13 protein-coding genes and 1 tRNA gene are annotated in these 10,923 nt (G+C 58.7%); all 14 read left to right on the plus strand.

The annotated features are described in order from the left end of the window. The first annotated feature begins 97 nt into the window (after window positions 1-97). Window positions 98-625, plus strand: a complete 528-nt coding sequence (ruvC, locus tag NTD85_RS08155; RefSeq protein ID WP_003227525.1) for a crossover junction endodeoxyribonuclease RuvC — start codon at window positions 98-100, stop codon at window positions 623-625. A 114-nt stretch (window positions 626-739) separates the two neighbouring features. Beyond that, entirely contained in the window at window positions 740-1,348 is a 609-nt protein-coding gene (gene ruvA, locus NTD85_RS08160; RefSeq protein ID WP_003227522.1) for a Holliday junction branch migration protein RuvA, read from the plus strand. Further along, window positions 1,349-2,410: a Holliday junction branch migration DNA helicase RuvB gene (ruvB, locus tag NTD85_RS08165; RefSeq protein WP_003227521.1), complete on the plus strand. Its 1,062-nt coding sequence runs from the start codon at window positions 1,349-1,351 to the stop codon at window positions 2,408-2,410. A gap of 127 nt (window positions 2,411-2,537) precedes the next feature. Then, a complete protein-coding gene (ybgC, locus tag NTD85_RS08170; RefSeq protein ID WP_003227519.1) occupies window positions 2,538-3,005 on the plus strand; it encodes a tol-pal system-associated acyl-CoA thioesterase in 468 nt (155 codons plus the stop codon). Beyond that, a complete protein-coding gene (gene tolQ / locus NTD85_RS08175; protein WP_003227517.1) occupies window positions 2,995-3,690 on the plus strand; it encodes a protein TolQ in 696 nt (231 codons plus the stop codon). Before ybgC ends, tolQ begins: the two co-directional genes overlap by 11 nt. A gap of 23 nt (window positions 3,691-3,713) precedes the next feature. Continuing rightward, window positions 3,714-4,166, plus strand: coding sequence for a protein TolR (gene tolR / locus NTD85_RS08180; protein WP_177434691.1), 453 nt, complete (start codon window positions 3,714-3,716; stop codon window positions 4,164-4,166). Further along, window positions 4,166-5,230: a cell envelope integrity protein TolA gene (gene tolA / locus NTD85_RS08185; protein WP_098965272.1), complete on the plus strand. Its 1,065-nt coding sequence runs from the start codon at window positions 4,166-4,168 to the stop codon at window positions 5,228-5,230. Before tolR ends, tolA begins: the two co-directional genes overlap by 1 nt. Window positions 5,231-5,247: 17 nt before the next feature. Next, entirely contained in the window at window positions 5,248-6,528 is a 1,281-nt protein-coding gene (tolB, locus tag NTD85_RS08190; protein ID WP_201137086.1) for a Tol-Pal system beta propeller repeat protein TolB, read from the plus strand. Window positions 6,529-6,580: 52 nt separating this feature from the next. Continuing rightward, window positions 6,581-7,078 (plus strand): peptidoglycan-associated lipoprotein Pal, encoded by a 498-nt coding sequence (gene pal, locus NTD85_RS08195; protein WP_003227510.1) that lies wholly within the window; start codon window positions 6,581-6,583, stop codon window positions 7,076-7,078. A 6-nt stretch (window positions 7,079-7,084) separates the two neighbouring features. Further along, window positions 7,085-7,918, plus strand: a complete 834-nt coding sequence (gene ybgF / locus NTD85_RS08200) for a tol-pal system protein YbgF (protein ID WP_003227506.1) — start codon at window positions 7,085-7,087, stop codon at window positions 7,916-7,918. Between the two features lie 166 nt (window positions 7,919-8,084). After that, window positions 8,085-8,732 (plus strand): 7-carboxy-7-deazaguanine synthase QueE, encoded by a 648-nt coding sequence (gene queE / locus NTD85_RS08205; RefSeq protein ID WP_003227504.1) that lies wholly within the window; start codon window positions 8,085-8,087, stop codon window positions 8,730-8,732. A gap of 1 nt (window position 8,733) precedes the next feature. Then, the gene (gene queC, locus NTD85_RS08210; RefSeq protein WP_103522278.1) at window positions 8,734-9,426 is read left to right on the plus strand and encodes a 7-cyano-7-deazaguanine synthase QueC; all 693 of its coding nucleotides are present in this window, start codon (window positions 8,734-8,736) and stop codon (window positions 9,424-9,426) included. A 62-nt stretch (window positions 9,427-9,488) separates the two neighbouring features. Then, window positions 9,489-9,564 (plus strand) — tRNA-Lys (locus NTD85_RS08215). A 272-nt stretch (window positions 9,565-9,836) separates the two neighbouring features. Beyond that, a complete protein-coding gene (nadA, locus tag NTD85_RS08220) occupies window positions 9,837-10,895 on the plus strand; it encodes a quinolinate synthase NadA (protein WP_025112797.1) in 1,059 nt (352 codons plus the stop codon). The last annotated feature ends 28 nt before the right edge of the window (window positions 10,896-10,923 follow it).

The raw sequence follows: 10,923 nt of genomic DNA on the forward strand, positions 1-10,923 counted from the left end.
CCCCCCCCCCCCCCCCCCCCCCCCCCCCCCCCCCCCCGCTCCCACATTGGTTATTCGCTGTTTTGATTTTCGTGTTTCTACCGAATCCGCAGGCGTTATGACTTTAATTCTGGGTATCGACCCCGGCTCGCGCATCACCGGTTACGGGGTTGTTCGCGATACCGGCCGCGGCGGCTGCATCTACGTGGCGTCGGGCTGCATCCGTACCGGCGCCGGCGAGCTGCATGAGCGGCTGCAAATCGTTTATCGCGGCGTGCGTGAAATCATTCAGACCTATGGCCCGGTGACCATGGGCATCGAAAAAGTGTTCATGGCGAAAAACGCCGATTCGGCCCTCAAGCTCGGCCAGGCTCGCGGTGCGGCAATCGTTGCCGGTGCCGAGGAAAGCCTGGAGATTGCCGAGTACACCGCAACCCAGGTCAAGCAAGCCGTGGTCGGCACCGGCGCCGCCAATAAGGAACAGGTGCAGATGATGGTCATGCACATGCTCAAGCTGACCAGCAAACCGCAGATCGATGCCTCGGATGCCCTGGCCATCGCGATTTGTCACGCGCACACCCGTTCCAGCCTGCTGCCGCATGGCCTGGGAACCGCACGCAGTCGTGGCGGGCGCCTGCGTCTCTGATAGCATCAGCAATCATTTTTGCGGAATGCGGATTTCGCGCCTGGGTCGTCGGCCCGATTCCCGCCTTCCATCTGTCGCCAGCCCACGGCTGGCCAACGCTCAAGGATCTGAAACGTGATTGGACGCTTGCGCGGCACCTTGGCTGAGAAACAGCCGCCGCACCTGATTCTGGATGTAAACGGCCTCGGGTATGAGCTGGAAGTGCCCATGACCACCCTTTATCGTCTGCCGTCGGTCGGTGAACCGCTGACGCTGCACACCCATTTGGTCGTACGCGAAGACGCGCAGTTACTCTATGGTTTCGCCGGCAAGCGTGAGCGAGACTTTTTTCGTGAGTTGATCCGTCTCAATGGTGTCGGACCGAAACTGGCCCTGGCCTTGATGTCGAGCCTGGAAGTCGATGAACTGATCCGCTGCGTGCAATCCCAGGACACTTCGGCGCTGACCAAGGTCCCGGGTGTTGGCAAGAAAACCGCCGAGCGTCTGCTGGTCGAATTGAAGGATCGCTTCAAGGCCTGGGAAACCTCACCGGCCATGTTCGCCCTTGTGCCGAATCAGCCGGACGGCCCGGCGCCGGTCAATACCGCTGAAAACGATGCGGTCAGCGCGCTCATTTCTCTGGGCTACAAACCGCAGGAAGCGAGCAAGGCGATTACCGCCATCAAGGACAAGAATTTGAGCAGTGAAGACCTGATCCGCCGCGCCCTGAAGGGAATGATTTAAGTGATTGAAGCTGATCGTCTGATCGCCGCCGCGCACAGCCCGCGTGAGCGCGAAGAAGTCCAGGACCGGGCCATTCGCCCGGTCAGCCTGGCTGACTATATTGGCCAGCCGACTGTCCGCGAGCAGATGGAGCTGTTCATTCAGGCGGCGCGTGGTCGCAGTGAATCGCTGGATCACACGTTGATCTTCGGCCCGCCGGGTCTGGGTAAAACCACCCTGGCCAACATCATCGCCCAGGAAATGGGTGTGTCGATCAAGAGCACGTCCGGCCCGGTACTTGAGCGTCCGGGCGACCTGGCGGCACTGCTGACCAATCTTGAGCCGCACGACGTGTTGTTCATCGACGAAATCCATCGTCTGTCACCCATCGTTGAAGAAGTGCTGTACCCGGCGATGGAAGACTTCCAGCTCGACATCATGATCGGCGAAGGACCGGCGGCGCGCTCGATCAAGCTGGATCTGCCACCGTTCACTCTGGTGGGCGCCACTACTCGTGCCGGCATGCTGACCAACCCGTTGCGTGACCGCTTCGGTATCGTCCAGCGTCTGGAGTTCTACAGCACGGCGGATTTGGCGACGATTGTCAGTCGGTCTGCGGCGATTCTCGGTCTGCCACTGGATCCGGAGGGTTCTTTCGAAATCGCTCGTCGTGCCCGTGGTACGCCGCGAATCGCCAACCGCCTGCTGCGTCGGGTGCGCGATTTTGCCGAAGTGCGCGCCAAGGGCCATATCACCAAGTCGGTGGCCGATCTGGCCTTGAACCTGCTGGACGTCGATGAACACGGTTTCGACCATCAGGACCGGCGCCTGCTGCTGACCATGATCGAGAAGTTCGATGGCGGTCCGGTGGGCATCGACAGCCTCGCGGCGGCGATCAGTGAAGAGCGTCATACCATTGAAGACGTGCTGGAGCCGTACCTGATCCAGCAGGGCTACATCATGCGTACGCCACGGGGCAGGGTGGTGACACGGCATGCGTATCTGCATTTCGGTTTAAACATTCCGTCACGAATGGGCGAAATGCCCGTGGCAGACGAGTTTCTCGATGCCTTGGACGATTGATACACATTTATTGGCGATTTATTCAGCGTTTGTACTGTCACAGGACGGTACTTTTGCGGTAAAGCCTTAAACACTGAAAAAACAGTTGCCTGGCCGGATTGGCAACCCGAGGAGTAAGCACTAGAGTATGCGCGCGCAAAACGGGCTTGAGCCGTTCGCACATCGTTGTCGCGTTTATTACGAGGACACCGATGCCGGCGGCATCGTGTATTACGTTAATTACCTCAAGTTTATGGAACGGGCTCGAACCGAGCGGCTCCGGACGCTGGGCTTTGCCCAGTCGGAACTGGCAGGGGAGGACCTGTTGTTTGTCGTGCATTCCAGCGAAGCGCGCTACCACGCGCCGGCGCGACTGGACGACGAACTGCTGGTAAGCGCTGATGTAATCGAATTGAACCGTGCCAGCCTGCGCTTTAAACAGCAGGTCAGGCGGGCCACGGATAATGCGCTGCTCTGTGAAGGGCAGTTTCTGGTGGCCTGTGTGCGCACCGACAGTTTGAAACCCCGGGCCATGCCCGAATCCTTGCGTGCGGCCTTTGCCGACGCGGGCGGCACGGGTACACACTCAAAGCAGGAGATAAAGCGTGGAAGCTAACGTCGTCGACCATTCCTCCATGTGGAGCCTGGTCAGCAATGCCAGCATCGTGGTGCAGTTGGTAATGTTGACCCTGGTGGCCGCATCGGTGACCTCATGGATCATGATCTTTCAGCGCAGCAATCTGTTGCGCGCCGGTCGACGCGCCCTGGAGAGCTTCGAAGAGCGCTTCTGGTCGGGTATCGATCTGTCCAAGCTGTACCGTCAGGCCGGCAGCAACCCGGATCCGGATTCGGGCGTGGAGCAGATCTTCCGTGCCGGCTTCAAGGAATTCTCCCGTCTGCGTCAGCAGCCAGGTGTTGACCCTGAAGCGGTGATGGAAGGTGTGGCGCGTGCCATGCGCGTCGCCATCTCCCGTGAAGAAGAGAAGCTGGAGCAGAGCCTGCCGTTCCTCGCCACTGTCGGTTCGGTCAGCCCGTACATCGGTCTGTTCGGTACCGTGTGGGGCATCATGAACTCCTTCCGTGGTCTGGCGCAGGCCCAGCAAGCGACCCTGGCCACCGTGGCCCCGGGTATCGCCGAAGCCCTGATCGCCACCGCGATCGGCCTGTTCGCCGCGATCCCGGCCGTTATCGCTTACAACCGTTTCTCTGCCCGCAGCGAAACCTTGCTGAGCCGCTACTACACCTTCGCCGATGAGTTCCAGGCGATCCTGCACCGCAAAGTGCACACCAGCGAAGAATAAGCAGGTATTTCCCGATGGCTTTAATCGCTCGAGCCCGAAACAAGCGCAAGCCGGTCGCCGAGATGAACGTGGTGCCATACATCGACGTGATGCTGGTGCTGCTGGTTATCTTCATGGTGACCGCGCCGATGCTCAATCAGGGCGTGAAAGTGGATCTGCCCAAGGTTTCCAGCGAAGCCTTGCCGCAGGACAACAACACTCAGGTGCTGACCATTTCGATCAAGGCTGACAAGACCTACTACTGGAACCTTGGCAGCGAAGTCGACACTGAAAAGCAGCAGGACAGGGCAATGACGCTGCCGCAGATGACTGACGCGGTGACCAAGATCATTCGTGCCGGCACCGAAGGTGGCAAGCGTACCCAGGTCTTTATCCGTGGCGACAAGTCGGTCGACTACGGCTCCGTCATGGGGGCCATGGGCGGGTTGCAGAAAGCCGGGGTCGGTAATGTTGGTTTGATTACCGAGGCCCCCTGATGCAGCAACAGCGAGAGCCGTCCGCCTCGGAAAGCTACTTCTGGCCTAGTGTTCTGGCGATTGTCCTGCACGTGCTGGTGTTCGGCATGCTGTTCGTCAGTTTCGCCTTCACACCAGAGTTGCCGCCGGCCAAGCCGATTGTCCAGGCGACCCTGTACCAGCTGAAATCGAAAAGTCAGGCAACCACCCAGACCAATCAGAAGATTGCGGGTGAGGCGAAGAAATCCGCCGCGCGCCAGACCGAAGTCGAGCAGATGGAGCAGAAAAAGGTCGAGCAGGAAGCGGTGAAGGCTGCGGAACAAAAGAAAGAAGAAGCGGCTCAAAAGGCCGAGGAAGCCAAGAAGGCCGATCAGGCGAAGAAAGCGGACGAGGCGAAAAAGGCTGATGAAGCCAAGAAAGCCGACGATGCGAAGAAAGCCGAGGCCAAGAAGGCAGAAGAGAAACAATTGGCTGATATAGCCAAGAAGAAAGCCGAAGAAGAGGCTAAAGAAGAGGCCAAGAAAGAGGCCGCTGAAGAAGCCAAGAAGAAGATCGTCGAAGACGCGAAGAAGAAAGCCGCCGAAGACGCCAAGAAAAAAGCTGAAGCTGAAGAGGCGAAGAAGAAAGTCGCCGACGAAGCGAAGAAGAAAGCTGCTGCCGATGCTGCGAAGAAGAAATCGCAGGAAGCGGCACGTAAGTCTGCCGAAGAGAAAAAGGCTCAGGCCCTCGCAGATTTGCTTTCCGACACGCCGCAGCGTCAGCAGGCCTTGGCCGATGAGCAGGGTGACGAAGTCGCGGGCAGTTTCGATGACCTGATTCGTGCGCGGGCAGCGGAAGGTTGGGCGCGTCCTCCTTCGGCACGCAAAGGCATGACGGTCGTGCTGCAAATCGGCATGTTGCCGGACGGTACGGTGACTTCGGTCAGCGTGGCCAAGTCCAGTGGCGACGGTCCGTTCGATGCTTCGGCAGTCGCGGCGGTCAAGAATATTGGACGTTTGACGGAAATGCAGGGAATGAAGCCGAGCGATTTCGCTCCGTATCGTTCATTCAAGATGACATTCACACCTGAGGATCTAGCCTTGTGAGAAACCTTCTTCGAGGAATGCTGGTCGTGATCTGCTGCATGGCAGGGATCGCGATGGCTGATGAAAAGAACATTCTGGTCACCAGCGGCAGCGATCGGGCGACTCCGATCGCCGTCGTACCGTTCGGTATGCAGGGCGGTGCCGTGCTGCCGGACGACATGGCAGAAATCATTGGTAACGATTTGCGGAACTCGGGCTACTACTCGCCGATTCCAAAGCAAAACATGATCAGCCAGCCAAGCCAGCCGAGCGAAATCATCTTCCGTGACTGGAAGGCGGTGGGTGCTCAGTACATGATGGTAGGCAGCATTGCTCCAGCGGGCGGTCGTCTGCAGGTGCAGTGGGCACTGTTCAATGTGGCCACCGAGCAGAAAGTGGCTGACGGCAGTGTGTCCGGTACCACCGAGCAACTGCGTGACATGGCGCACTTCATCTCGGACCAGTCGTTCGAAAAACTCACCGGTATCAAAGGTGCGTTTTCGACCCGTCTGCTGTACGTGACAGCCGAGCGTTTCTCCGAGAAGAACACTCGCTACACCCTGCAGCGTTCGGACTACGACGGCGCACGTGCCGTGACCCTGCTGCAATCGCGTGAGCCGATCCTGTCGCCGCGTTTCGCACCGGATGGCAAGCGCATCGCCTACGTGTCGTTCGAGCAGAAGCGTCCACGGATCTTCATGCAGAACATCGACACCGGTCGCCGTGAGCAGATCACCAACTTCGAAGGCCTGAATGGCGCGCCAGCCTGGTCGCCGGATGGCACTCGTCTGGCGTTCGTTCTGTCCAAGGACGGTAACCCGGATATCTACGTGATGAACCTTGGTTCGCGCCAGATCACTCGCGTCACCGCTGGTCCTGGTATCAACACCGAACCGTTTTGGGGCAAGGATGGCTCGACCATCTACTTCACCTCCGACCGTGGCGGCAAGCCGCAAATCTACAAAACCAGCGTCGGTGGCGGTGGTGCGGAACGTGTGACCTTTATCGGTAACTACAACGCCGCACCTAAATTGTCGGCTGATGAAAAGACCCTGGTCATGATTCACCGTCAGGACGGCTTCACCAATTTCCGGGTTGCGGCTCAGGATTTGCAGCGCGGTAGCGTAAAAATCCTCACAGACACCAACCTTGATGAGTCAGCTACTGTTGCGCCCAACGGCACCATGGTAATCTACGCCACCGCCCAGCAGGGCCGGGGAGTCTTGATGCTCGTGTCTATCAATGGACGCGTGAGGCTCCCGCTTCCTACCGCACAAGGCGAAGTCAGAGAACCTTCCTGGTCCCCTTTCCTGAACTGACGCGGCGCTACACGTTTTACTTAACACATTGGGGTTCATTAGGAGTTTCACGATGGAAATGCTGAAGTTTGGTAAGTTTGCTGCGCTGGCTCTGGCCATGGCTGTAGCTGTAGGTTGCTCTTCCAAAGGCGGCGACAACGCCGGTGAAGGCGCTGTTGATCCAAACGCTGGTTACGGCGCAAACACTGGTGCTGTTGACGGCTCCCTGAGCGAAGAAGCTGCTCTGCGCGCAATCACCACCTTCTACTTCGAATACGACAGCTCGGACCTGAAGCCAGAAGCCATGCGCGCTCTGGACGTTCACGCCAAAGACCTGAAAGCAAACGGCGCTCGCGTTGTTCTGGAAGGCAACACCGACGAACGTGGTACTCGTGAGTACAACATGGCACTGGGCGAGCGTCGTGCGAAAGCCGTTCAGCGCTACCTGGTACTGCAAGGTGTTTCCCCAGCTCAACTGGAACTGGTTTCCTACGGTAAAGAGCGTCCAGTTGCTACTGGCCACGACGAGCAGTCCTGGGCTCAAAACCGTCGCGTCGAACTGCGTAAGTAATTCGATATGCGAACGTGCCGTCGTGCTGTAACTATTCTGGCTCTCAGCCTCGCGCCGCTTGCGGCGTGGGCTGTTCCTGTGGTCGATGACAACTCCGGTTATAACAATAGCGGGAGCAGTTATCCGCCTGCGGGTTACGGTACGAACGGCGCCTATGCCGGGGGAGCGGCTTCGGCCCCTGCCTCGGCACAGGGCATGCTGTTCAACCAACTGCAACAGATGCAGGATCAGATATCGCGCCAGCAAGGCGTGATCGAAGAACTGCAGAATCAGGTTGCGCGCATGAAGCAGGAATCCCTGGAGCGATACCAGGATCTTGATCGGCGCATAGGATCCGGTGCTGCACCTGCCGCGACTCCTGAGAATTCTTCTGCCGGTGGCGATGCAAGTGCTGCTGCCGGTGCTGCCGCTGGCGCCGGGGCTGCTGCCGCCCAGGCACCTGCTGCAAGTAGCGAACCGGGTGATCCGGCCAAGGAAAAGCTGTATTACGATGCCGCTTTCGACCTGATCAAAGCCAAGGATTTCGACAAGGCCAGCCAGGCTTTCTCGGCATTCCTGCGCAAATACCCGAACAGCCAGTACGCGGGCAACGCCCAATACTGGTTGGGTGAAGTGAACCTGGCCAAGGGCGATCTGCAAGGTGCAGGTCAGGCTTTTGCCAAGGTGTCGCAGCTCTATCCCAAGCACGCCAAAGTGCCGGATTCGCTGTACAAGCTGGCTGACGTAGAGCGCCGCCTCGGTCACACCGACAAGGTCAAAGGCATTCTGCAGCAGGTGGTTTCCCAATACCCGGGTACCTCTGCGGCTCAGCTGGCTCAACGCGATCTGCAACGCATGTAAGTGTGTTTGACCCGTTTGGAAGAAACCCGCGCTTGTCGCGGGTTTTTTCGTTAGAATTCACGCCCTTTTTCTGAAACACGCTTCTGGTGATCTACGCGTTGGCGGGGTTGCTTGAAGTGCCTGACGGAGGCGGACAGCCTGTTTAGCTGTTACGCCCGTGGCGACTATGCAAGACACATTGAGAATTACCGAAGTTTTCTACTCGTTGCAGGGGGAAACACGGACTGCCGGGCTGCCCACGGTTTTTGTGCGCCTGACCGGTTGCCCATTGCGTTGCCAATACTGCGACAGTGCCTATGCGTTCAGCGGCGGTACGATCCGCACCCTCGACGACATCCTCGAGCAAGTGGCCGGATATCGTCCGCGCTATGTCTGTGTGACCGGCGGTGAGCCGCTCGCACAGCCGAACGCCATCCCTTTGCTTAAACAGTTGTGCGATGCCGGTTACGAAGTGTCACTGGAAACCAGTGGTGCGCTCGACATCTCGGCGGTAGATTCGCGCGTCAGTCGCGTAGTCGACTTGAAGACGCCGGACTCTAAAGAGGCGCATCGCAACCGCTACGAAAATATCGAACTGCTGACGCCCAACGATCAGGTGAAGTTTGTCATCTGCTCGCGGGACGACTATGACTGGGCGGTCTCGAAGCTGATCCAGTACGGTCTCGATCGACGTGCGGGAGAAGTGCTGTTTTCCCCAAGTCATCATGACCTCAATGCCAGGGATCTGGCGGACTGGGTGGTGGCAGACAACCTGCCGGTGCGGCTGCAATTGCAGCTGCATAAATATCTATGGAATGACGAGCCGGGGCGCTGATATGACTGAACAACTGAACACTAATGAAAAACGTGCGGTAATCCTGCTGTCGGGTGGTCTGGATTCGGCGACGGTCGTGGCGATGGCCCGGGCTGAAGGCTACGCCTGCTACACCATGAGCTTCGATTACGGTCAGCGCTCTCACGCTGAATTGCACGCCGCCGCACGTGTTGCCCGCGATCTGGGTGTGGTCGAGCACAAAGTGATCGGTCTGAATCTGAACGGCATGGGCGGCTCGGCGCTGACCGACACCAGCATCGACATTCCGGAAGAACTGGGCGAGGGCATTCCGGTGACCTACGTGCCGGCGCGCAACACCGTGTTCCTGTCGCTGGCGTTGGGCTGGGCTGAAGTGCTCGGTGCGCGTGACATCTTTATCGGCGTCAACGCGGTGGACTATTCCGGTTACCCGGATTGCCGTCCCGAGTTCATCGAGTCGTTCGAGCGCATGGCCAACCTGGCGACCAAGGCCGGCGTGGAAGGCAACGGCTTCCGCATTCAGGCGCCGCTGCAGAATCTGAGCAAGGCGCAGATCGTTCAGGCTGGCGTGAAGCTCGGTGTGGATTATGGCCTGACCGTTTCCTGCTATCAGGCGGACGATGAAGGCCGTGCGTGCGGCAAATGCGACAGCTGCCGCCTGCGTGCAGAAGGCTTCGCAGCGGCCGGTGTAAGCGATCCAACACCTTATTTTTGATTTTTTTCAAAAAGGTGTTGAATAGTCCTTAAAAATCAGTATTATACGCGCCACCACACAGCGGGTCGTTAGCTCAGTTGGTAGAGCAGTTGGCTTTTAACCAATTGGTCGTAGGTTCGAATCCCACACGACCCACCATATTTGGCGGTTTAGAAAATCCGGAAGGCCCACGAAAGTGAGGATTTCCGGGTTTTTTTTTGCCTGCGATTCGGGCACCGCTCCTTTCATCATCGCCTGCGCTGACACAGGTCAGAATCATCTTTTGTATCAACGGGATATTCTGTAGCCTTGCGCAGCTTCAACGCTGTCCGTGCCTGATAAAAACTCACTCTCCCGGCGGTACCCTCAAGCGGTCCGGAGCCGGGTGTATACTCGACTTTCGCGCGAAAGCGCCTGCAGGTCTTGCGAACATGACGCAGATTTCCGAACGCCTTCTGGTTCAAGCCCACCTCGATGCCAAACAGCCCAAACCGCTGAGTGCCGAGGAAGAGGCCTACTACCGTTCCGCCATCGCCGCTGAGCTCAAGGCTCAGGACGCGGTGCTGGTTGCCCACTTCTATTGCGATCCGGTGATTCAGGCCCTGGCCGAAGAAACCGGTGGCTGTGTGTCCGACTCCCTGGAGATGGCCCGCTTCGGCAATGCCCATCCGGCCAAGACCGTGGTGGTCGCCGGCGTAAAGTTCATGGGCGAGACCGCAAAGATCCTCAACCCGGAAAAACGCGTGCTGATGCCGACCCTGGACGCGACCTGCTCGCTGGACCTGGGGTGCCCGGTGGACGAGTTCTCGGCGTTCTGCGATCAGCATCCAGAGCGCACGGTGGTGGTGTACGCCAACACCTCGGCCGCCGTCAAAGCACGGGCTGACTGGGTAGTGACGTCGAGCTGTGCGCTGGAGATCGTCGAAAGCCTGATGGACAACGGCGAGACCATCATCTGGGGCCCGGACAAGCACCTGGGCACTTACATTCAGCGCAAGACCGGCGCCGACATGCTGCTGTGGGATGGTGCCTGCATCGTCCACGAGGAATTCAAGTCCAAGCAACTCGAAGACATGAAAGCGCTGTACCCGGACGCCGCGATTTTGGTGCACCCCGAGTCGCCGACCTCGGTGATCGAACTGGCCGACGCCGTAGGTTCCACCAGTCAGTTGATCGCTGCCGCGCAAAGCCTGCCGAACAAGACCCTGATCGTTGCCACCGACCGTGGCATCTTCTACAAGATGCAGCAGTTGTGCCCGGACAAGGTCTTCATCGAGGCGCCAACCGCCGGTAACGGCGCAGCGTGCCGCAGTTGCGCACATTGCCCGTGGATGGCCATGAACACCCTTGAGCGCACGCTCAAGAGCCTGAAGGAAGGGACGAACGAGATCTTTGTCGATCCGGCGTTGATTCCGCAGGCGATCCGCCCGTTGAAACGCATGCTGGATTTCACTCAGGCGGCGCGGATGAAGCTGGCGGGTAACGCTTAAGCTCGTTGAGGCAACACGCAAAACCTGT

The organism is Pseudomonas sp. 13B_3.2_Bac1 (assembly GCF_025466205.1).
Classification (GTDB): Bacteria; Pseudomonadota; Gammaproteobacteria; order Pseudomonadales; family Pseudomonadaceae; genus Aquipseudomonas; species Aquipseudomonas fluorescens_H.

What these genes read in the sequence shown, in the direction of transcription:
- queC (WP_103522278.1), top strand. Translation starts at nt 8,734, where the DNA reads ATGACTGAACAACTGAACACTAATGAAAAACGTGCGGTAATCCTGCTG.
- tolA (WP_098965272.1), top strand. Translation starts at nt 4,166, where the DNA reads ATGCAGCAACAGCGAGAGCCGTCCGCCTCGGAAAGCTACTTCTGGCCT.
- ybgC (WP_003227519.1), top strand. Translation starts at nt 2,538, where the DNA reads ATGCGCGCGCAAAACGGGCTTGAGCCGTTCGCACATCGTTGTCGCGTT.
- ruvC (WP_003227525.1), top strand. Translation starts at nt 98, where the DNA reads ATGACTTTAATTCTGGGTATCGACCCCGGCTCGCGCATCACCGGTTAC.
- nadA (WP_025112797.1), top strand. Translation starts at nt 9,837, where the DNA reads ATGACGCAGATTTCCGAACGCCTTCTGGTTCAAGCCCACCTCGATGCC.
- pal (WP_003227510.1), top strand. Translation starts at nt 6,581, where the DNA reads ATGGAAATGCTGAAGTTTGGTAAGTTTGCTGCGCTGGCTCTGGCCATG.
- tolB (WP_201137086.1), top strand. Translation starts at nt 5,248, where the DNA reads ATGCTGGTCGTGATCTGCTGCATGGCAGGGATCGCGATGGCTGATGAA.
- ybgF (WP_003227506.1), top strand. Translation starts at nt 7,085, where the DNA reads ATGCGAACGTGCCGTCGTGCTGTAACTATTCTGGCTCTCAGCCTCGCG.
- queE (WP_003227504.1), top strand. Translation starts at nt 8,085, where the DNA reads ATGCAAGACACATTGAGAATTACCGAAGTTTTCTACTCGTTGCAGGGG.